This window comes from Allokutzneria sp. NRRL B-24872 (assembly GCF_002155965.1).
Classification (GTDB): domain Bacteria; phylum Actinomycetota; class Actinomycetes; order Mycobacteriales; family Pseudonocardiaceae; genus Allokutzneria.
The window spans coordinates 13,038-35,271 of sequence record NZ_MUMH01000073.1 but is presented as its reverse complement, the minus strand read 5'-3'; the positions used below and the strand labels follow the sequence as shown (position 1 = coordinate 35,271).

At 70.3% G+C, this 22,234-nt stretch carries 13 protein-coding genes; 8 read left to right on the top strand and 5 right to left on the bottom strand.

What is annotated here, in order from left to right:
* Positions 1 to 279: 279 nt before the first annotated feature.
* Positions 280 to 2,538, bottom strand: coding sequence for a helicase-associated domain-containing protein (locus CCN37_RS20040; protein WP_086823233.1), 2,259 nt, complete (start codon positions 2,536 to 2,538; stop codon positions 280 to 282).
* A 104-nt stretch (positions 2,539 to 2,642) separates the two neighbouring features.
* Between CCN37_RS20040 and CCN37_RS20035 the strand changes: the two genes are divergently transcribed.
* From CCN37_RS20035 to CCN37_RS20020, 4 genes are all read left to right on the top strand, one after another.
* Complete coding sequence (locus tag CCN37_RS20035; protein WP_086823231.1) at positions 2,643 to 2,828, top strand: hypothetical protein; 186 nt, start codon at positions 2,643 to 2,645, stop codon at positions 2,826 to 2,828.
* A gap of 101 nt (positions 2,829 to 2,929) precedes the next feature.
* The gene (locus tag CCN37_RS20030) at positions 2,930 to 4,324 is read left to right on the top strand and encodes an NAD-dependent malic enzyme (protein ID WP_086823229.1); all 1,395 of its coding nucleotides are present in this window, start codon (positions 2,930 to 2,932) and stop codon (positions 4,322 to 4,324) included.
* A gap of 6 nt (positions 4,325 to 4,330) precedes the next feature.
* Entirely contained in the window at positions 4,331 to 4,813 is a 483-nt protein-coding gene (gene moaC / locus CCN37_RS20025) for a cyclic pyranopterin monophosphate synthase MoaC (RefSeq protein ID WP_086823227.1), read from the top strand.
* On the top strand, positions 4,810 to 5,727 hold the full coding sequence (locus tag CCN37_RS20020; protein WP_086823399.1) for a molybdenum cofactor biosynthesis protein MoaE: 918 nt from the start codon (positions 4,810 to 4,812) through the stop codon (positions 5,725 to 5,727). The genes moaC and CCN37_RS20020 overlap by 4 nt, the downstream gene beginning before the upstream one ends.
* Before the next feature lie 64 nt (positions 5,728 to 5,791).
* Here the strand turns inward: CCN37_RS20020 and CCN37_RS20015 are convergent, their stop codons facing one another.
* Positions 5,792 to 6,433 carry a transglycosylase family protein gene (locus CCN37_RS20015; RefSeq protein ID WP_086823225.1) on the bottom strand — a complete coding sequence of 214 codons (642 nt, stop codon included), beginning with the start codon at positions 6,431 to 6,433 and terminating at the stop codon, positions 5,792 to 5,794.
* A gap of 446 nt (positions 6,434 to 6,879) precedes the next feature.
* On the bottom strand, positions 6,880 to 7,728 hold the full coding sequence (locus CCN37_RS20010; protein ID WP_086823397.1) for a phosphatidylinositol-specific phospholipase C/glycerophosphodiester phosphodiesterase family protein: 849 nt from the start codon (positions 7,726 to 7,728) through the stop codon (positions 6,880 to 6,882).
* Between the two features lie 414 nt (positions 7,729 to 8,142).
* On the opposite strand from CCN37_RS20010, the gene CCN37_RS20005 reads away from it, so the two are divergent.
* From CCN37_RS20005 to CCN37_RS19990, 4 genes are read left to right on the top strand one after another with little or no spacing between them, the layout of a single operon-like run.
* Positions 8,143 to 11,361: a tetratricopeptide repeat protein gene (locus CCN37_RS20005; RefSeq protein ID WP_168200755.1), complete on the top strand. Its 3,219-nt coding sequence runs from the start codon at positions 8,143 to 8,145 to the stop codon at positions 11,359 to 11,361.
* A 9-nt stretch (positions 11,362 to 11,370) separates the two neighbouring features.
* Complete coding sequence (locus CCN37_RS20000; RefSeq protein ID WP_086823222.1) at positions 11,371 to 14,463, top strand: BTAD domain-containing putative transcriptional regulator; 3,093 nt, start codon at positions 11,371 to 11,373, stop codon at positions 14,461 to 14,463.
* Positions 14,460 to 17,672 carry an AfsR/SARP family transcriptional regulator gene (locus tag CCN37_RS19995; RefSeq protein ID WP_086823221.1) on the top strand — a complete coding sequence of 1,071 codons (3,213 nt, stop codon included), beginning with the start codon at positions 14,460 to 14,462 and terminating at the stop codon, positions 17,670 to 17,672. The genes CCN37_RS20000 and CCN37_RS19995 overlap by 4 nt, the downstream gene beginning before the upstream one ends.
* 56 nt (positions 17,673 to 17,728) lie before the next feature.
* Complete coding sequence (locus tag CCN37_RS19990) at positions 17,729 to 20,890, top strand: BTAD domain-containing putative transcriptional regulator (protein ID WP_168200754.1); 3,162 nt, start codon at positions 17,729 to 17,731, stop codon at positions 20,888 to 20,890.
* Here the strand turns inward: CCN37_RS19990 and CCN37_RS19985 are convergent, their stop codons facing one another.
* Positions 20,891 to 21,151 (bottom strand): MoaD/ThiS family protein, encoded by a 261-nt coding sequence (locus CCN37_RS19985; RefSeq protein WP_086823217.1) that lies wholly within the window; start codon positions 21,149 to 21,151, stop codon positions 20,891 to 20,893.
* Positions 21,148 to 22,197: a GTP 3',8-cyclase MoaA gene (gene moaA, locus CCN37_RS19980; RefSeq protein WP_086823214.1), complete on the bottom strand. Its 1,050-nt coding sequence runs from the start codon at positions 22,195 to 22,197 to the stop codon at positions 21,148 to 21,150. The genes CCN37_RS19985 and moaA overlap by 4 nt, the downstream gene beginning before the upstream one ends.
* Between the last annotated feature and the right edge of the window lie 37 nt (positions 22,198 to 22,234).

Genomic DNA, 22,234 nt, shown 5'->3' with positions numbered 1-22,234 from the left:
CCACGAGGGCACAGCCGGGCACTGTCCGATTCCGGCGTGCGGCACCCGTGTGGGGCGAGTGAGCGCAGCCACCCACCACGTTAGGGCTGAACGGGGCATCACAACGGGTACAGACCGACCACAATGGAGGGACGTCGGGCAACTACCCGGTTGTGCCAGCTAATGGCATGAATGACACGTATTAAGTCCACTGTGGACACTGCCGGAGCGTTGATAACTAGAGAAGTTTCGACCCGGGCGGCGTCACTCCAAAGTGGACGATGATCACCGAGCAGCCGGTCAGTCCTCCACCAGCGCCGTCGAGGTGATCCGGTGCAGGGGGAATCGGCGCACCATGTCGACCACGGCGTCGAAGGCGTCGAGCACACCTCCCGCGACGCGCACCGGCGTGACGATCTGCTGGCTCGCGGTGCCGTGCGAGTCCACGACGCCGATCCACACCATCCGGCCCTCGTCCGCCGCCTTCTGCAGCAGAGCCATCGTGGCCGCCGTCCCGAGCACCGAGGTGGACACGGCCGCCCCGCGCGGCGCGTCCGCCGCCCGGTCGCCCGCCTGGATCTGCCGCACCACCGAGGCCAGCTGCTCCCCGCTCGGGCGAGCGGGGGAGAACAGCCGCCGCGCGCCCTGCGGCCTGCCGGGGATGCGGTGCCCCGCCGGGCGCAGGTCGACGACGGCGCCGTCCGGTCCCTCCGCCGCGGGCGCGTAGCCGCTCTCGCGCAGCCCTTCGAGCACCTCGATCAGCGCCAGCGGACTGACCAGCACCGTCGGCGCGATCCGGCGCAGCTCCAGCCGCGCGATGTCCGGGTTGGCCAGGACCTCGGCGATCAGCGCGGGGTCGTCGCAGCGCAGGAAGGATCCGGCCGGGCCGCCGCGCAGCTGCCCGTGCTTCCTGGAGATGTCGTCGATCAGGTAGCTCAGCGACTGCGGGATCGGTGTGCGCGAACGCTTCGCGAACAGCTCGTGCAGCTCCGCCGCCGTGCGCCCGGCGTCCAGCGCCCGCCGCACCGTCTTCTCGGTGATCCGGTAGACGGTCGCGCCGCCCGCCGACTCCACGTCCGCGACCGCCGCGATGTCCGCCGCGAGCTCCGGTTCGAGCCTGCCGGGCGCCACCACCGTCAGGTCCGCCTGGACGAGGACGTGGTCGATCGGCTCGGGCAGCGAGTCCAGCATCCGCTTGGCGGCTTCACCGGGGCCCTCGTTGAGCAGCGTCGCCCCGGCCGTCGACAGGCCGCCGAGCGCGACGATGCCGAGCGCGGTCGCCTCGGCCACGATCCAGCGCACGAGGTCGTCGCGCATCCGCCCACCCCGGGCGGGCGCGCGCCAGGCCAGCGCAGCGACGAGGTCCTCGACGTCGCCGACGCAGGAGCCGGCTGGCAGCTCCGCGAGCACGCCGAGCACCCGGTGCCGCTCGCGCACCGCGTTCGGGCGGCGGAGCTCGTTGGAGAGCGGGCTGAGCAGCTTGTCGCGCTCGTCCCGGCGTCCGGCGAGCGCGGGCAGCCTCGGCAGCTCCAGCCAGCCCACCGCCAGCGTCGCCCACTGCTGGTCCGGCGCGGCGGCCAGGAAGGGCTCGACGTGCGTGGTCGGGACCCACTCCGGCTCGCCGCCGCCGCTGGTGTCGATGAGCCCGGCGTCCACCGCCAGCTCGACGAGCAGCGTCGCCCGCTCCTCGTCGATCTCCAGCTCCTTGGCCACGCGGCGCAGCTCGCGCACGCCGAGCCCGCCCGCGCGCAGCACGCCCGGCGGCTCGGACGACCAGAGCGCGATCAGGCCTTCCAGGTGCCGCAACAGTTCCAGTGCGGCACCGGCCGCAGTGGAGTCCACAGTGGACACTCCGCGACCGGTGACCCGCAGCTCCGGCTGCGAGACCTGCACCTGGCCCATCGGCCGGTCGCCGCGCAGCAGCAGGCCGAGCTGGCGGGGCAGCTCCACCGTCTCGTTGTCCCTGCGCAGCAGCAGACCGCGCGCCATCAGGCTCTGCACCGGGTTCTCCGCGCGCTCCAGCGGCACGGCTCGCCCGGCGTCCTTCGTCCGACCGATCGGCGGCCCGGCCGCGAGCGTCTCCAGCAGCCTGCGCTCGGCGGGGTCCAGTTTCGCCAGCGCCTCCGGCAGGTCCACCTCGTCGAGCTGGGGGACCGCGCGGCCGAGGTTGCCGGGGAACTGCGAGATGACCTCCGCGGCGGCGGGCACGATGCTGAGCGCGGTGTCCGGCCCCCACGCCACGGCCAGCTCGCGCAGCCGCTGCACGGCCTCCTTGGTGCGCGCCGCGGGCACGCCCTTGCCCATCAATCGGTTGATCCTGGTCACCGGCTGCGGCTCGGTGTCGGCCCCGGCTATCGCCAGTGCGTCGAGCACGGTGCGGGTGAAGGCGTCCAGGTCCTCGCACGCGCGCACCACCGACGCGCGCATGCCAGCTCTGGTCGCCAGCACGCTGGTGTCGGCGGGGGGCGGGGTCGCCAGGTCCGGGCGCGCCCGCAGCAGCTCGACGAGAACCTGCTCGTCCTGCGTGCGCAGCCAGTCGACGAGAGAGTGACCGGACATCGGTCCCACGTTATATGCCGGGGAATTCACTGCCTATGGCCGCGCGCCGAGCCCACATGCGATCAGGCACACTGAGCGGGTATTTCCCGAGTAGAGGAGGAGCCGTGGCCAAGGCCGCCCGCCGCCCCGAGCGCATCGACCCGACCTGGCCCGGTGAGACCGCAGACGGGCACCACCCGGTCAGCGAGCTCGCCAGCCACACCCAGGGCGCGCAGTCCCCGTTCGGCGAGGTCACCTTCCCCGCCGAGGACGTGCACTACGAGCACCCGGTCACGGTCATCAACAAGTAGGCCGACCACCCCTCCCCGGCTTTCCGAGCCGTGCGCGTACCGGATTCCTCCGAGGTCTAGGCTGTGCGCACCGCTGAGCAGCACTGACCGGGGAGGGTGCAATGCCGGTTCCGGGGCCGGGATATTCGATCACCGTGCGTGTCGAGGCGCCGCCGTCGGCGAGCGCCGCTGGTGACCTCACCAGCTCCATCGGCAAGGTCGGCGGTGTGATCACGGCCTTCGACGTCGTCGAGTCGCACTCCGACCGCGTCGTCGTGGACATCACCTGCAACACGCTCTCCGGTGACCACGCCACCGTGATCACCGACGCGCTGTCGGTGCTGCCGGGCGTGAAGGTCCGCAAGATCTCCGACCGCACGTTCCTGATGCACCTCGGCGGCAAGCTGGAGATCTCCTCCAAGGTCGCGCTGCGCAACCGGGACGACCTGTCCCGGGCCTACACGCCCGGTGTCGCCCGGGTCTGCCAGGCCATCGCGGCCAACCCGGAGGACGCGCGCAGGCTGACCATCAAGCGCAACACCGTCGCCGTGGTCACCGACGGCTCCGCCGTGCTCGGCCTCGGCAACCTCGGCCCGGCCGCCGCCCTCCCGGTGATGGAGGGCAAGGCGGTGCTGTTCAAGAAGTTCGCCGGCGTCGACGCCTGGCCGATCTGCCTGGACACCCAGGACACCGAGGAGATCATCCGCACGGTCGAGCTGATCGCCCCGGTCTACGGCGGCATCAACCTCGAGGACATCGCCGCTCCGCGCTGCTTCGAGATCGAGGCCAGGCTGCGCGAGAAGCTGGACATCCCGGTCTTCCACGACGACCAGCACGGCACCGCCATCGTGGTGCTCGCCGCGCTGCGCAACGCCCTGCGCGTGGTCGGCAAGGACATCGAGGACTGCCGGATCGCCGTCTGCGGCGTCGGCGCGGCCGGTTCGGCGATCATCCGCCTGCTGCTCAAGCAGAAGCCCGGCGACATCGTCGCGGTGGACATCGACGGCATCGTGCACACCGAGCGCGAGGGCCTCGTCGACGAGAACCTGCGCTGGATCGCGGAGAACACCAACGCGCGGAAGATGAGCGGCACCCTGCACGAGGCGCTGGTCGGCGCGGACGTCTTCATCGGCGTCTCGGCCCCCAACCTCTTCGGCGAGGAGCAGGTCGCGACCATGGCGGAGAACGCCATCGTCTTCGCGCTGGCCAACCCGGACCCGGAGATCGACCCGCTGGAAGCGCAGAAGCACGCGGCCGTCGTGGCCACGGGCCGCAGCGACTACCCGAACCAGATCAACAACGTGCTGGCCTTCCCCGGCGTCTTCCGCGGACTGCTCGACGCCCACGCGCACACGATCACCGACGACATGCTCGTCGCCGCTGCGAACGCCATCGCGGACGTGGTCGAACCGAGCCAGATCAACGCCTCGTTCATCGTGCCGAGCGTGTTCGACAACGCGGTGGCTCCGGCCGTCGCCGAGGCCGTCCGCGCCGCCGCGATCCGCGCGAAGGGCTAGCCCGGCGTGGCGGAGGAGCTGACCCACGTCGACTCGGCCGGGGCGGCCCGGATGGTCGACGTGTCCGGCAAGCAGGCGGGTGCGCGGCTCGCGGTCGCCACGGGCGTCCTGCGCACCACCGAGGAGGTCGTCTCGCTGCTGCGCAGGGACGGCTTGCCCAAGGGCGACGCGCTGGCCACCGCGAGGATCGCCGGGATCATGGGTGCCAAGCGCACCCCCGACCTCGTGCCGCTGTGCCATCCGATCGCGCTGTCCGGCGTGGTGCTCGACCTGCACGCGGAGGGCTCCGAGGTCCGGATCACCGCCACCGTGCGCACCACCGACCGCACCGGCGTCGAGATGGAGGCGTTGACCGCGGTCACCGTCGCCGGTCTCACGCTGCACGACATGGTGAAGGCCGTCGACCCCGCCGCGACCCTCGACGGCGTGCGCGTCGAGCGCAAGGAAGGCGGCAAGACCGGCCTGTGGACCCGTCCGGAGGACCGATGAGCACGCGGACGGCTCGGGTGGTCGTGGCGTCGAACCGCGCCTCGGCCGGCGTCTACGCCGACAAGACCGGGCCGGTCATCGAGTCCTGGCTGAGCGCCAAGGGCTACGAGGTCCCCGCGCCCGTCGTCGTCCCGGACGGTGATCCGGTCGCCATCGCGCTCCGCGCGGCTGTGGCCGACGGGGTGGAGGTCGTGGTCACCACCGGCGGCACCGGCATTTCGCCGACCGATGGCACGCCAGAGGCGACGCGCTCAGTGCTGGACTACGAGATCCCCGGCCTCGCGGACGCCATCCGCGCTCAGGGCTTGCCGAAGGTGCCGACCGCCGTGCTGTCCCGTGGCGTCGCCGGGGTCGCTGGCCGGACCCTCGTGGTCAACCTGCCCGGCTCGACCGGTGGGGTGCGTGACGGCCTGGCGGTGCTCGACGGCGTGCTCGACCACGCCGTCGACCAGATTCGCGGCGGCGACCACGCTCCGGTGTCTGGCTCCGCGGCTCAGGTGCTGCGCGCGGTGGTGACAGAGACGCCTTTGGACGTCGCCGAGCACGCCGCTCTGGTGGAGAGCCGCGTCGCGGGCGCCGTTGTCACGTTCTCCGGCGTCGTCCGCGACCACGACGGGGGCCGCGGAGTGCGCGAGCTGGAGTACTCGGGTCATCCGAGCGCTTCGACGGTGATCGCCGAGGTCGCCGCCGACGTGGCCGCGCGGCACCCGAAGGTCCACGCGCTCGCGGTCAGCCACCGCATCGGCGATCTCGACATCGGCGACTCGGCCCTGGCGTGCGCGGTCTCGGCCGCCCACCGCCGTGAGGCGTTCGTCGCGTGCGCTGATCTCGTCGATGAGGTCAAGCTACGGCTGCCCATCTGGAAGCGCCAGCTCTTCGACGACGGCACCGAGGAATGGGTCAACTGCCCCTAGCGGGTTCTCGGACGTGCGAAAGGCCCCGACCATCGCTGGTCGGGGCCTTTCACCAGGACAAACGTCACTTCAGGTCGAGCTGCTGCCCGACGAAGATGAGGTTCGCGTCCTTGATGACGTCCTTGTTGCGCTCGAACACGGCCTGCCAGCCGCCCTCGACGTTCTGCGCCGAGGCGATCTTGGACAGCGTGTCGCCAGCGGCAACGGTGTAGTCGGCACCGTTCTTGGTCTGCACCGGAGCAGCGGCGGGCGCGGGGGTCGCGGCCGGCTTCGGAGCAGCCTTCTTGGTCACCTTGGAAACGGGCTTGGACTTGACGGCACCGCCGCCACCGCCGCCGTTCGCCCAGCCGGTCTTCTTGGAGCAGTGCGGCCACGGCTTCGAGCCGCGCGCGTTGTAAAGCCGCTGGGCGATCTCAGTCTGCTGGGCCAGGGTGGCCTGGTGGGCGTTGGCCGCGTACTGCCCGCCGCCGTTCGCGCGCCAGGTGCCGCTGTCGAACTGGTAGGCACCGTAGTAGCCGTTACCGGTGTTGATGCTGGCGTTGCCGCCGCTCTCGCACTTGGCGAGGGCTTCCCAGTTGGGGGCGGCCGAGGCGGTGCCTGCGGTCACGACGAATGGCGCTGCGGCCACGGCGCCGGCGACAGCCAGGCGAGCCACGTTGCGACCGGTGGTGGACTGCTTGCGGTGCTTGCCTCGGTAAGAAGTCATTTCTCTCTCTCCTACCGCACCTGCGGGCGAGCTGTCGGGTTCGGGCCCTGTCGGGGAGTGCCCGGCCGGTCCGGGGGACCGGCTTCACCCCTAGGGCGCTCGGGACGCCCGGAGTGCTCTCTCGCTCCTGTCCAGAAGTGCTTTCCGCTCGGGGTCGTTGACCGGGGACCTGTTGGACAGGATTTGGCGCGTCAGGTCTCCGGCACTGCGTCGGTTGGGTTTCGGGGCCAACCGAGAAGCGACCGTACGTAACCGCTGGGGCCAACCCAAACGTCTCGGGGTGTGACCGTCGTCACGGTAACGCCGAGGGGGGATTCAGCGATGCGACTGGTTTAACCAGCTTGAGGCACCGTTACCGGGGCGTTTCCCACCCGGGATCAATTACCGACGGTGAGTTCTGGGTCACGTGGGTGAAGGCCCATGAGGGGCAAGGAGTACACCTCCGCTCAGCCCCTCGTGAGGAACGCTCGCAGTCCGCTCAGGTCGTCGGTGTTGAGGTGATCCACCTCAAAGGTGACGAGTTCTCGCCAAATCGCTTCGCGTTGCGGGCCCGGCGCGTCCGGTGTCGCCCAGAAGCGCACCCGCTGCCCGGCCTGGTGCGCCTTGGCCACGATGTCCCGGAGCTTCGCCTTCTCCGCCGCGGGCATCGGCCCGGTGCCGTTCCAGGTGAACAACTTCGTCCAGTTGTCGGAGACCAGGGCGGCGAGCTTGGCGTCCGCGCCGGGGCCGAGGTCCGCCGGGTCGGTCATCCGCCCGTCGTAGAAAGCGAAGCGGTGGCGCTGGCCGCTCATCAGCTCTCGCGGCCGGTCCCCGGAAACCACCACGTCAACGGCGCCGCGAACGACCCTGCCGGAGACGTACTGGCTGAACATGAACGCGTAGCGCGGGGAGCGCAGGACCTTGTCCAGCTCGGTGTACGTGGCCGCGCCGGTGTTCTTGAGGTCGATGAGCAGCTGGAACAAACCGGGGCGGCCAGCGTGGACCTTGCCGTGGTTGTCGAGCACGCGCTTGCGCAGCGGCTCCAGGTACAGAGACTGAAGCGTCCGATCTGGCCGCAGGTCACCGACGTCGTGCCCGACGAGCAGGGCGCCCTTCACGAGGTAGATATCGGCTTCAACGCTGGTGAAGCCGTTGTCCAGCGCATCGAACAGCGGGCGCTTGTGCTCGTAGTCGTTGTGCGCGTGCGCCTGTGCGAGCGGCTTGACGCGCGGCGCGGCGATGCTTGGCGCAGTGGCGCTCGCGAGCACTCCGGCGATCGTCAGCACTAGAACCGCGATGCGACGGAATGCCTGCACGGCCACCTCCTCGAACGGCGTCGACAGCTCGGACGCTAAGCGCTCGGGATGGACCGGTGATGAACGCCGGGAGTCCGGCCGCCGAGCGCGGGACGGCCGGTAAGGGGACGTTCGTCACTATGGGCAGGTTGCCCCTGTGGTGCGAGACACGTTAGTGGCACCTGGTGACAGGGCGATAACAGGGGGTCGCCTGAGCGGGGCGGTTTTGCTGCCTCGTTCTGGTCAATGCCCCAAAGAACGCCTACTCCCCGTCGTAGCGCCTCACCAGGCACGATGCTCAGGACACCGCCATGTAATAGAGGTGTGCGTGAAGAGGCCGCCGCGACTCTGGGGAGAGATCTCGCGGTCGGCGTGTCGCGAGGCGAGGGGGACAGGCATGAGGACAGCTGTGCACTGCGCGCGAGGTGTTGCGCGATGACCGTCGAGTTCAAGGTGCTCGGATCGCTTGAGGTCGTCGTCGACGGCGTGGTCGTGCCGCTCAATGCCTCGAAGCAGCGAGTCGTGCTCGCGGCGTTGCTCTTCAATGCTGGTCGGTGGGTGCGCACGAAACAGCTGATCGACTATCTGTGGGAACGCGATGCGCCGAAGGACGCGCATAACGCGGTGCAAACTCATGTGGCGCGACTCCGGCGCGCTCTGGGTGTTCCTGATCTGATCCGAACGCTGGACAGCGGCTACCGCATCGACGTGCGAACGAACCAGGTGGACTTGCTCCTCTTCCGCGAACTCGTCGAACGGGCATCAGAACAAGCCGTTGACGTGAAGGCCGATCTGCTTCGTCGGGCGACCGACCTGTGGCGAGGACAGTCCTTGCTGGATGTGCCGTCCAGTTCGCTGCGCGACACCGAGTTCCCAGCCTTGGAGACCGAGTTCCTGGGAGTGCTCGAACAGCGAATCGACGCCGAACTGGAGCTCGGGAAACACGGCGTGGTGGTTGGTGAACTGCGCGCGTTGACGAACGAGCACCCGTTTCGTGAGCGCTTCTGGGCGCAGCTGATGCTCGCGCTGTACCGCTGCGGTCGGCAGGCGGAGGCGCTCGGCGCGTTCCGCGAAGCCGCTCGTTGCCTCGGCTCGGTCAACGGTGCGGAGCTGCGGGCACTTCATCGAGCGATGTTGTTGGGGGAGATCGAAGTCCGGCAGCCCGATGCGGAAGTGCGCGTGGTGCCGCAGCAACTCCCTGCTGATCTCGGCGACTTCGTGGGAAGAGCGGAGTTGCTGGATCACGTTGTGGGGCTCTTTGATCCGATGTCCACTCGCGCGCGTGTTCTCGCGGTTTCCGGCCCGCCTGGGGTTGGCAAGTCGGCGTTCGCTGTTCGGGTGGGGCACAGGGTGGCCAAGCGGTTCCCTGACGGGCAGCTCCATGTGAACCTGCACGGCTACTCCGCTGGTATCGCGCCGAGCGTGGAACAGGTCGTGTCGCGGTTCCTGCGTGCGCTGGGCACAGCTCCGCAGGCAGTTCCGACGGACGTCGACGAGCAGGTCGCCAAGCTCCGCGAAGAGTTGGCTTCGCGGCGCGTGCTCGTGGTCTTGGACAATGCGGCGGACGACGAACAGGTTCTGTCGCTGCTCGACGCGCTTGCCGGCTGCTCTGTGTTGATCACCAGCAGGAACGAGCTGCGGAAGCTGGCCGAATCGGCTGCGGCGCGAACCATCTCGCTGCCCGTCCTGGAGATCGAGGACTCACTGCGGCTTCTCCGAGAACTTGCCGGTGAGTGGCCTGGGCCGGAGAATCGCGCAGCTCGGGAGTTGGCGTCGTTGTGCTGCGGGCTTCCTCTCGCTCTCCGTGTCGCCGGTGCCAACCTCGCCTTTCAAGCCGTCGGCGTCGAAGAGTACGTGGGGCAGTTGAAGTCCGGTGATCTGCTGACGGCTCTCTCGATCGAAGGTGACACTCAGGCAGCGGTCAGAGCGACGCTCGAACTGTCCTACGGTGTGCTCGACGACGAGTGCAGGCAGTTGTTCAACTCACTTGCGCTGGTCCCGGGTGCGGACTTCACGGCATGGGCCGCTGCGGCGTTGACGAGTCTGGATCGTGGGCGTGCGGCGTCGGCTCTGGACAGGCTGGCCGTCGTGAATCTCGTGCACGAGCATCGGCCCGGCCGCTATCAGTTCCATGACCTGATCCGCTTGTTCTCTCGCGAGATGTACTCGTTGTTCGAGGGTGAGGTGGCTTCCTCGGCTCAGCGGAGAACGCTTTTCGACGCGTACCTGGCGTCGGTCAACGCTGCAGCTGAGGTGCTGAATCCCGAAATCCGTGTTTCACCGCTCGGCTTCGAGTCTCGGCCAGAACTGGTGTTCGTCCCGGCTTCGGCGGCGGAAGCCCTCGCCTGGTTGGACGAGGAGCGGCTGAACCTGATCGCCGTCGCTCGTAGTGCGGTCGAGCTCGGACCTGCGGAGATGTCATGGAAGCTCGCCTTCTCGATGACGAGCTACCTGCGGCATCGGCGGTACAACTCGGAGTGGTTGGCGTTCCTGGAGCATGGTCAAGCTGGCGTTGCGGCGTCACCGGACGAGCACGGAAGAGCGTTCGTGCTCACGGCGTTGGGGATCTTCAACTGGGCGACTTTCGAGCCAGAGAAGAGCATTGAGCTGCACCAGCGAGCACTGCCGATCTATCGCAATTTTGGCGACAGAGAAGGCGAGGCGCACAGCTGCGCCTCGATAGGGGTTTCTCAGGCCATGCTCGGCAGGCAGAAGGACGCGATCAATTCGTTCTTGGTGGCGGAACGAATCAATCGTGAACTCGAGAAGAAGCCGGAGCTGAGCAATGTGTTGGCGAGTCTCGGGGCCGCTTACGCGCATGCTGGGGAGATCGACCGGGCCCGGGACAGTCTTGAAGCGTCGCTCGAACTGGCGGCAGAGCACGGTGTTCTGCACATTCAGGGGATCGCAGCGAGCAATCTCGGCCTGATGGCGCGCGAGGATGGTCGGTTGGAGGAATCTCGCCGGCTGCTCGAGCGGGCTTGCGAGGTGTGGAGCGATGTCGCTGCTCGTCATGGCCTGGCGGCGGCGTTGGACGAACTCGCGTTGACGCACCTGCTGCTGGGAGATCTCGACACTGCCGCTGATCATGTAGAGAAGGCGCTGGCGATCGCGGTGGACACCGGCAACAAGATCAAAGAAGGCGAGGCCGCTGGAACTCTCGCGCAGATCTGTCACCGGCGAGGTGATCTCGAAGCCGCACTTCTGCTGCAGAAGAAGAGCGTTCACCTGTTCCGGAGCATCTCCTCCCTGCCGGGGGTCGCGGTGTCGCTCACCGGCCTGGCGACGGCCCTGCTCGCACACGGACGGGTGTCCGAAGCCTTGGACGCGGCCTCGGAAGCGTTGGACATCGCCGTGGAGAACGAGATCAGGATCTGTGAGCCGATGGCCCTGACCAGTCTCGCCGAGTGCTCGATCGCGGCGGACGAGCCGGTGCGGGCGGTGGAGTACGGCGAACGAGCGCTCGCGCAGCACCGAGTGTTGCGGCACCGGGTGTGGGAAGCGCGGACGCTTCGGGTTATCGGGCAAGCTTTGTGGGTGTCGGGCGATCGGGACGGAGCGCGGGAGCACTGGGAGCGGGCGCGGGTGATGTTCGCGGAGATGGGGATGCCGGAGGGCGATGAGGTGCGGGAGCTGCTGGGTCAGGTGCGATGAGCGGGCGCGATGACGGTTGAGTTCAGGGTGCTCGGGTCGCTGGAGGTCCTGGTCGACGGCCGGGTGGTGCCGGTGCGGGCGGGCAAGCAGCGGGTGGTGCTGGCGGCGCTGTTGCTGCACGCGGGGCGTGCGGTGAGCGCCGTGGAACTCCTGGACGTGCTGTGGGGGGACGCTCCGCCGCCGACGGCGCGCAACGCCTTGCAGACGCACATCGCGAGGCTGCGGAGGTTGCTGGGCGAGGACGTGATCGCGACGGTGGGCGGGGGCTACGTGCTCGCGACGGAGCGGATCGACCTGGTGCGCTTCCGCGAACTGGTGCGCAGGGCGAAGTCGACGTCGAAGAGCACGAGGGCGCGGCTGCTGGGCGAAGCGTTGGAGTTGTGGCGAGGGGCGGTGCTGGCGGACGTTCCGTCGATCGCCTTGCACGAAAACGAGATCAGCCAGCTCAACGAAGAGCTGCTCGACGTGCTGGAGCAGCGGGTCGACGCGGACCTGGAGCTGGGAAAGCACCGCGAGCTGGTGGGCGAACTGGGCGCGCTGGTCGCGGACCACCCGGTCAGGGAGCGCTTCTGGGGGCAGTACATGCTGGCGCTCTACCGCTCGGAACGGCAGGCGGAAGCGCTGATCGCGTTCAGGGACCTGGCGACCGCGCTGAAGGAGCGCCTGGGGGCCACGCCGAGCGCGGAGCTACGGGCACTGCACCACGCGATCCTGGTCGGCGACGTGGCGCAGGCGAGCGCGGCGCCGCGAAGCACATCGGTTGTGCCACAACAGCTTCCGGGTGACATCGGCGATTTCGTCGGGCGGGAGGAACTGCTCGGCCATATCGGGGAACTGCTGGACTCGGGCACGCAGCTGGTGGTGGTGTCGGGGCCGCCCGGGGTGGGCAAGACGGCGCTCGCGGTGCGGGTGGCGCACAGGTTGAGGCAGCGGTTCCCGGACGGCCAACTGCACGTCAACCTGCACGGGTACTCGGCCAACGCGAGGCCGACGCCGGGGCAGGTGCTGGCGCGTTTCCTCCGAGCACTGGGGGTGCCGACGGACAGGGTCCCCGCGACGGTCGACGAGCAGTCGGCGATGCTGCGCTCGGAGCTGTCCGATCGGCGAGTGCTCCTGGTGCTGGACAACGCGATCGACGCGGAGCAGGTGCGGCCACTGATCCCGGACACGGGTGGGTGCGCGGTCGTGGTCACCAGCCGGGGGGTGCTGCGCGAGCTGATCGAGCACGAGCGGGTCGAAGCGGTCGCGCTCCTGGTTCTGCCGCAAGGGGATTCGCTCGCACTGCTCGCGGAGTTCGCGGGCGGGGCGGTGCGCGACGAGCCGGAGGCGAGCGAAGAGCTGGTGCGGCTGTGCGGAGGCCTGCCGCTGGCCCTGCGCATCGCCGGAGCGAATATCGCGCATCAGGGGTGCACGGTCCGCGCGTACGTCGACGAGGTGCGCGGCGGCGACGTGCTGTCGGCGCTGACGGTGGACGGGGACGAGCAGTCTGCGGTGCGCGCGGCGTTCGCGATGTCCTACGCCACGTTGTCGGCCGAAGCGCAGCGGGTGTTCCGGTACCTGGGGCTCGTGCCCGGGGCGGACTTCACGGCGTGGGTGGCGGCGTCGCTGATCGATTCCACAGTGGACAGAGCGATCGTGCTGCTCGACGAGCTGGCGACGGCGAACCTCGTGCAGCGGCAGCAGGGCGGGCGCTTCCAGTTCCACGACCTGCTGCGGGCCTACGCGACGGAGCAGGTGGTCGCGGAAGAGCGCGCAGAGGAGATCGACGCGGCGGTCGAGCGGTTGCTGGACTGGCACCTCTTCGCGGCGGGCACGGCGCGGACGCTGCTGCCCCTGCGCGCCTACACCGCCAAGCTCCCCGAGCGCGTGCGCATCGGCGTTCCGTTCGGCGACCGGACTGGTGCTGAGGGGTGGATGGAGGACGAGCGGGCGAACCTGCGCGCGGTCGTCGCGCTGGCCGCGCGAAGAGGACGGAACGAACACCTCTGGCAGCTCGTCGATGTTCTGTGGGTTTACCTGCTGAGCAAGGGGCACAACGTGGACTGCCGGGAGATCGCTGAGCGCGGACTGGCCACCGCCGTCGCGGTGGAGGACAGCGGCGCGATCTCGACCATGCACTCGCACCTGGCCCACCTGACCTGGATCAGCGGTGACCCGCGCGGGGCGCTCGCGGAGTACGACAGGGCGCTGGCCACCGCGGACCACAGCGCCTCCTCGCTGGAGCTGGGCAACATCCTCAACAACTGTGCCGGAGTGCACTGGGAGCTGGGCGACAACGTCCAGGCCATCGACCACCTGCACCGGGCGTTGCGGATCTACCAGGACGTCCAGGCCCGCCACCAGGAGGCGAACACCAGGGGCAACCTCGGGCTCGCCCACCAGGAGCTGGGCCGCTTCCGCGAGGCGGCCGAGCACCACGAAGCCGGGATGCGGCTCGCCGAGCAGCAGGGGGCGTGGGACAGCTACGCCAACCACCTGGCGAACCTCGCGAGCGCGCGCTACCAGCTCGGCGACTTCACCGGAGCGCGCGAGTCGGTGCGCGAGGCGATCGAGCGCTGCGCGGAGCTGGGCCTGCACCAAGCCGAAGCGCTCGCGCACGTCGGGTTCGCCGAGCTGCTGGCCACCGAGGGCGACGGGCCGGGCGCCATGCGCGAGGCACTGAGGGGCCGGGAGTTGGTCAGCGAGACCGACAAGTGGGGCAACGCCGCCGTGACGATCGCCATCGGCTCCGCGCACCTCGCGCTGGGGGAGCTGGCGCAGGCGCGGGCGAGCTACCGCGAGGCGATGAACGCCGCGCGGGGGGCGGGATTCGTGCGGCACGAGGTGGACGCGGCGATCGGGCTGGCCAGGACGGGGCTGCGCGCCAAGACCACCGGCCAGGCCATCGCCTACGCGCGGACCGCCGTCGAGCAGGCGCGGGAGCACAGCATCCGGATTCGCGAGGCGGAGGCGATGCACGTGCTCGGTCTGCTGCTGCACGAGACGGGTGAGGTGGAGGCGGCGCGCGAGCAGTGGCGGCTGGCCGAGGCCATGTACACCGAGATGGGCGTGCACAGCGCCGCGACCGTGCGCGCGCTGCTGGACCGGGACGGCGCGTCATGACCATCGAGTTCCGCGTGCTCGGCGCCCTCGAAGTCGTCGTCGACGGCGAGGTCAGGCCGATCCGGGCGGCCAAGCTGCGCACGCTGCTCGCCGGGTTGCTGCTGCGCGCGCCGCAGCCGCTGGGCGCCAGCGACCTGATCGACGTCCTCTGGGGCGACAAGCCGCCCGCGACGGCGCGCAACGCCATCCACATCCACATCGGCCGGTTGCGGCGGCTGCTCGGCGACGACGGTGTGATCAGCACTGTCGCCGGCGGCTACGTCATCCGGCCGGGCGAGGTGAACCTGGACCTGGACCGGTTCCGCGAGCTGGTGGCCGCGGCGCGGCGGGCGAGCGACGCGGAGGAGGAGATCCGCCTGCTGCGGGAGGCGCTCGCGTTGTGGCGCGGCCAGGTCCTCTCCGACATCGACTCGGAGTCTTTGGCGGACAACGACATCACCGCGATCAACGCCGAACTGCTCGCGGCCCTCGAACAGCGGCTGGACGTCGACCTGCGCCTGGGGCGGCACCGCGAAGTGATCGCCGAACTGCGTGCCCTCACCGCGGAACACCCGCTGCGGGAACGGTTCTGGGGCCAGCTGATGGTGGCGCTGTACCGCTGCGAGCGGCAGGCCGAGGCGCTGGAGGCGTTCCGGACCGCGTCCGCGACCCTGCGCGCCGAGCTGAACGTGCCGCCAGGGCGCGAGCTGCGCGAACTCCACAACGGGATTCTGACCGGCAGCGCCGCCGTCGCCGCTCCGGCCGTCGCGGCCGAAGCACCCGCGAAGGTCGTTCCCCACCAGCTCCCAGCCGACATCACCGGCTTCGTCGGACGGCGGGAGCTGATCGAGCTGCTGGAGCACGAACGCCCCCGGCTGGCGGTGCTGTCCGGTCCGCCAGGAGTGGGCAAGACCGCGCTGTCCGTGCGGGTGGCGCACCGCCTCAAGCAGCACTTTCCAGATGGGCAACTCTTCGCCAACCTGCACGGCTACTCTTCCGGGACCGCGCCGTCGACCGGGCAGGTGCTGGGGCGGTTCCTGCGGGCGCTCGGCGTCGCACCGGACAAGGTGCCGCTGGACGTGCCGGAGCAGGGCGAGATGCTGCGCCACCAGCTCGCGGGGCGCAAGGTGTTGATGGTGCTGGACAACGTCGCCAACGCCGACCAGGTCCGCACGTTCCTGTCGGCGGAGCGCGGCTGCACGGTGCTCGTCACCAGCCGCGACACCTTGCGGGAGCTGGCCGTCGACGGGGCGCTGCTGGAGTCCCTGGACGTGCTCGCCGCCGACGAGTCGCAGAGCCTGCTCAGCGATCTCCTCGGCACGCGGCGGTTCGCCGACAACCGGGCGGCGGGGGAGGAGCTGGCGAGCCTGTGCGGCAATCTCCCGCTCGCGCTGCGGATCGCGGGGGCGAACCTCGCGGGGCAGAGCCGCACAGCGCTCAGCGAGTACGTGCGCCAGCTCCGGGAGGGCGACCGGCTGGCCGTGCTCGCGGTGGAGGAGGACGAGCAGGCCGCCGTCCGCGCGACCTTCGCGCTGTCCTACACCTCGCTGGACACCGAACTCCGGCGGTTCTTCCGCGCGCTGGCACTGCAACCCGGGCCCGACGTGACCGCGCGCACCGCCGCGGCGCTGGCCGACGTGCACGTCGAGCACGCGTCCAGCCTGCTCGACAGGTTGGTCTCGGCGAGCCTGGTGCACGAGCACGTGCCCGGGCGGTACCAGTTCCACGACCTCGTGCGGCTCTTCGCCCAGCAACAGTCCACAGTGGAGGATGCGGCCGCCGACCGTTCCGCGGCGAGGGAAAGGCTGCTCGTCTCCTACGTGGTCGACTGCGAGCTGGCGGCGAGCCTGATCACCCCCGAGCTGTACTACCTGCCCGCCGTTGAGCACGACACGCGGGTCGTCCGGCAGGAGCTGACCGAACTGCTCGACTCCCACGCGTGGATGGAGGCCGAGCTGCCCAACCTGATCGCGGCGATCGTCTTCGCCGCGGACAACGGCCCACGGTGGGTCGCGTGGCGCCTGGCCGCGTACCTCACGAGCTTCTTCCGGCACACCCGCGACGACGCCGACTGGCGGTTGGTCGCGGAGTTCGGACTGCGCGCGTGCTTGGAGGACAACGACACCCACGGCCAGGCCGCGCTGATGCGCAGCCACTCGATGCTGCACTGGTGCATGGGGGACAACGAGAAGTCGCTGGAGTACTCCGGGCAGGCGCTCTCGCTCTACCAGGAGGTCGGCGACCGGCGCGGCCAGGCGCAGGTGCTGAGCAACATGGGCGTTTCCCACGCCATGGCGGGGAACCAGGCGACGGCGGTGCCGCTGCTGACGCGCGGGCTGGCGATCGAGGACGAGCTGGGCGCATCGCGCGGGCTGGCCAACTGCATGCTCAACCTCGGGACGGTCTACGCCTACATCGGCCAGGTGGACCTCGCCGTCGCGACATTCACCCGGTCCCGGGCGATCGCGGCGGAGCTGAACGTGCGGCACGTCGAAGGCGTCGCCGGGCACAACCTCGCGATCCTCGACCGGGAGGCGGGCCGCTTCACCAAGGCGCTGGAGGGCTTCGAGCGCACCCTGGCGGTGTGGCGGGAGATCTCCTCCAGCCACGACGAGGCGGCGGTGCTCGACGAGATCGCGGTCACCGAGGTGCTGCTCGGCCGCTACGGCAGCGCGCTCACCAACGCCAACGCGGCGCTGCGGGTCTCGGCGGGAACGGGCAACCGGGTGAAGGAGGTGGAGGCGCTGAACACGATCGCCTCCGCCTACGTGAAGCTCGGCGAGCCGGAACGCGCGCTGCCCGTGCAGCAGGAGGCGGTGCGCATCGTCGGCGAGATCGGCTACGAGCACGGAACGGTGGACGCGCTGATCGGCCTCGCCGCGGTGCGGCGCGCGCTCGGCGAAGGGGACGCGGCGGTGGAGGCCGGGCGCCGGGCGCTCGCGTGCGCGGTCGACAACGGGCTGCGGCTGTGCGAGCCACGAGCGCTCACTTCCCTTGCGCAGAGCCATTTTCACGTTGGCGACGCGGCCGAGGCAGTTGAACACGCCAAGCGCGCCCTTCCCGTGCATCGTGAGACGCGCCAACGAGTTTGGGAGGCGTGGACGGAGCAGGTGCTCGGATCTTCCCTCCGTGCGTTGGGGAACGACGAGGACGCCGTGGTACACCTGCGCGCCGCCAACGAGATGTTCGCGGAGATGGGGATGCCGGAAGCTGACGAGTTCCCGGCGTAGGTGCGGGCGTGTCAGTGAGGGGGACAGCGGTGCCGTCAGAAGTCAGGTTCAAGGTCTTGGGGCCGCTTGAACTCGTGGTCGACGGCGCCCCGGTTCCCGTGCAGGCGGCCAAACAACGCGTCGTGCTCGCGATGCTCCTGCTGCGCTCCGGCCGCGCGGTCTCGATCGACGACCTCATCGAGGCGCTGTGGGGCGACAGCCCGCCCGCCGAGGCACGCAACGCCTTGCAGGTCCACGTCATGCGGCTGCGCCGGGTGATCGGCGGTGATCTGCTGCGCACGGTTCGCGGTGGCTACGCGATGACCCTGGCCTCCGACCAGCTCGACCTGCTCCGCGCGCGCGAGCTGGTCGACCGCGCGGCACGGTCCAGAGAGGACGGTTCGGAGGAGTCCGAGCGCGCTCTGCTGGCCGAGGCGCTCCGGTTGTGGCGCGGGCCCCTGCTCGTCGAGGTCGAGTCGGAGTCCTTGCGGCGCAACGAGATCACCTCAGCGCTTGAGCTGCTGCTCGGAGCGCTCGAACGGCGCGTCGACCTCGACCTCGCGTCGGGTCGGCACCAGGAGCTGATCGGTGAGCTGACCACGCTGACCGCGGAACACCCGTTGCGCGAACGGTTCTGGGCCCAGCTGATGCTCGCGCTCTACCGCTCCGGTCAGCAGGCCGAAGCGCTCTCCGCCTACCGCAAGATCACCACGTTGCTGCGCGCCGAACTCGGCGTCGGGCCGGGGACCAGCCTGCGCGAGCTGCACCAGGCGATCCTGGTCGGCGGCCACGACCTGGCCGAGTCCCCGGTGCGGGCGGTGCCGAGGGTGGTGCCCGCGCAGCTGCCGCCTGACCTGGCGGACTTCGTCGGTCGCGCGGACCGGATCGAGTTGGTGGAGCGGACGTCGGTGCCCGCCGAAGGGCAGCGCTCGGTTCCGGTGACGGTGATCTCCGGCTCGCCGGGCGTCGGCAAGACGGCGCTGGCGATCCGTGTCGCGCACCGGCTCAAGCGCGGTTTCCCGGACGGCCAGCTCTACGTCGACCTGCGCGGTTACGCGTCGGGGGAGCCGGTCACCACCTCCGAGGTGCTGGCCAGGTTCCTCCGCGCGCTGGGGATTCGGCCGGAGCAGATCCCCGTTGACGTCGACGAGCAGTCGGCGCTCTACCGCTCGGTGCTGTCCGGCAAGCGCGTGCTGGTGCTGCTCGACAACGCCAGCGCGGCCGACCAGATCCGTTCACTGCTCCCGGGAGATCCTGGTTGTTCGGTGTTGGTCACCGGGCGCAACGAGCTGCGCGGACTGGTCGTCGGCCACGGCGCGCGAGCCCTGCGGCTTGAGCCCTTCGGCGCACGGGAATCCGTTGCGCTGCTGACGAGTCTGCTCGGCGCGGAGGCCGGAGCGCACCCGGCGGCGGCCGAGCTGGCGGAGCTGTGCGGGCACCTGCCGCTGGCGCTGCGCATCGCGGGGGTGAACCTCGCTGGCCGCTCCAAGCCCGATCTCGCCGAGTACGTCGACGAGCTCCGGCGGGGAAATCGCCTTGCCGCGCTTGAGATTCCGGACGAGTCCTCGGCCGCGGTGCACGCGGTGTTCGGGTTGTCCTACAGCGCGCTCAAGCCGGAGGCTCGACGCCTCTTCCGCCGTCTCGGCCTCGTGCCGGGCCCGGACTTCGACGCCAACGCCGCCGCGGCGCTGCTGGACTCGGAGCGGGAGCACGCCGCCCAGTTGCTGGACCAGCTCGCGGCGGTGAACGTCGTCGCCATGTCGGGGCCCGACCGCTACTACCTGCACGACCTGTTGCGGCTCTACGCCGAGCACCTGTGCGCGGCCGAGGAGAGCCGGGCCGATCGTGCGTCCACTGTGGACAGACTGCTCGACCACTACCTGCGGGCCGCCGATCGAGCCGCCCGCGCGGCCCACCCGGACATCAGCCGGATCGGGCTCCCGGAGGAGGAACCGCGCTCCTGGCTGCCCTCCTTCGCCAATCGCGAGGCCGCCATCGGGTGGCTGGACGCCGAGCGCGGGAACCTGGTCGCCGCCGCGAGGTCCCGAACCCATCCGCTCGCGGTGCACCTCGCGGACACCGCGCGGATGTACTTCAGCACCGGCGGCCACATCGCGGACTGGCGCGCGGTCGCCGAGACGGGCCTTGCCGTGGCACGGGAAACCGGTGATCTTCGCGGAGAAGCCGCCGCGCACAACAGCTTCGCGCGGCTCTACTTCGACCTCGCGGAGTACGAGTCGGCCGCCGAGCAGTGCCGCTTGGGCTTGGCCTTGTGCGACAGGGGTTTGCCGCCGGGCGTGGAGGTCGGGTTCCTCAACAACCTCGGGACCGCCCACGCCGAACTGGGAGACACCGCGCGGGCGCAGGAGTACTTCGAGCGCAGCCTCGCGCGGAGCCAGGTCAGTGGCCCGCCGCACGTGGAAGTGCTGGGAATGGTGAACGTCGGCGCGATCTACGTCTACCGGGGACTGCTGGCCGACGCCGCCCGCGTGCACGAGTCAGCGGTGCGGAAGTGCGCGGAGCACGGCTTCACCACCATCGAAGTGCTCGCGTCCAACAACCTCGGCATCGCTCGGCGCGAGCTGGCCCAGTACGCCGCGGCGGTGGACGCGCTGGAGCACTCGTTGCGGCGCTGCCGGGCGCTGGGGCAGCGCTCGCCCGAGTCGAGCGTGCTCTGCAGCCTCGCGGAGGTCTACCGCGATCTCGGTGAGCACGAGCGCGCGCACGAGCTGTGCCGGGAGGCGATCGAGCTCTCCAGGTCGACGCAGCGGCGCAAGACCGTGGCCGACGCGCTGAACGTCGCCGGCGGGATCGAGCTCGGGCGCGCCCGACCGGAGCGCGCGCTCGACCGGTTCCAGGAGGGGCTCGCGCTGTCCCGCGAGTCCAACTTCACCTACGGCGAGATCACGGCCTTGATCGGATTGGCAGAGGCCACCAGCGCGCTGGGCCGCGCGGGCGAGGCCATGGAGTTCGCGCTGCTCGCGGAGTCGCACGCCCGAGGCGTCGCTTTCCGGCTCTGCGAGGGCAAGGCGATCAGCTCACGGGCCCGCGTCCACCGCGATCTCGGCGAACTCGGCGAGGCGGTCACCCAGGCGAGGCGGGCGGTCGAGGTGCACACCGAGACCGGGCACCGCCTCGGCGCGGCTCGGTCGCTGGCGCTGCTGGGAGAGCTCGGCGACGCGAGCGCGGCGGAGGAGGCCGCTGGGATCTGCTCCGCCATCGGTGTGCCGCAGCGGTGATCAGCCGCCCGCGAACGGCGGGAGCACGTCCAGCTCGGCGCCGGGCGGCACGGTGACGGCCCGGTCCCGCACGGCGACTCCGTCCAGCAGGAAGCTGCACGCGGGCAGGACCATCGTCAGCCGGGCGCCGTGCCGCGCGCGCAGCAGTTCGAGCACTTCGTCCACAGTGGACGATTTGTCGAGTTCGACGGCCTCCGCCTGAACCCCGGCCGCCGCCCTGGCCCCCGCGAAGTACCGCACGGTCAACGACTGCACGCTCATCCTCCGATCGCGCTCATCGGGCGGTCCGGCTGGGCGAACCCGGCTTCGTCGATGCCGTGCCCCGCAGCCTTGCCCCACATCGCGCTCCGCCAGAGCACGGCGATCTCCTCGTCGGAGGCGCCCTCGCGCAGCGGTCCGCGCAGATCCGTCTCGGTCCTGGCGAACAGGCACGACCTGACCTGCCCGTCCGCGGTGAGCCTGGTGCGGTCGCACGCGGCGCAGAACGGCTGCGTCACCGACGCGATCACGCCGACCGAACCCCGGCCGCCGTCGACCGTCCAGCGCTCCGCGGGCGCTCCACCGCGCGGAGCCGGGTGCGGGGCCAGCTCGAAGGCCGCGCCCAGCGCGTCCAGGATCTCCGTCGCGGTGACCATCCGGTCGCGGTCCCACGCGTGCTGCGGGTCCAGCGGCATCTGCTCGATGAAGCGCAGCTCGTAGCCCTCGTCGAGGCAGTACTGCAGCAGCGGAACGGCCTCGTCGTCGTTGACCCCGCGCATCAGCACGGCGTTGACCTTCACCGGCGTCAGCCCGGCCGCGGCGGCCGCCGCCATCCCGTCGAGCACCTTGTCCAGCCGGTCGCGCCTGGTGATGGTGAAGAAGCGGTCCGCCCGCAGGGTGTCCAGCGAGACGTTGACCCGGTCCAGCCCGGCCTCGGCCAGCCTCCCCGCCAGCTCCGGCAGCCGCAGTCCGTTGGTGGTCAGCGACATCATCGGCTTCGGCCGCAGCCGGGCCGCCGCGCCGATCACGTCCACGATGTCCTTGCGCAGCAGCGGCTCGCCGCCGGTGAAGCGGATCTCGGTGATCCCGAGCCGGTCGACGGCGATCTGGATCAGCCTGGTCAGCTCCGCGCCGTCGAGCAGCTCGGAGCCCGGCAGCCAGTCCAGTCCCTCGGCGGGCATGCAGTAGGAGCAGCGCAGGTTGCACCGGTCGGTCACGGAGACCCGGAGATCTGTCGCGATTCGGCCGAAGCGGTCAACAAGGGTGTTGTCGTCCGGTCGCGCGGGCAGAGCGGTGTCGTGCCTGGAAGAGCGCGCGACCGAAGGCATACCCAGGGGGACGGGATTCACCTTTCCGAGAGTAGCC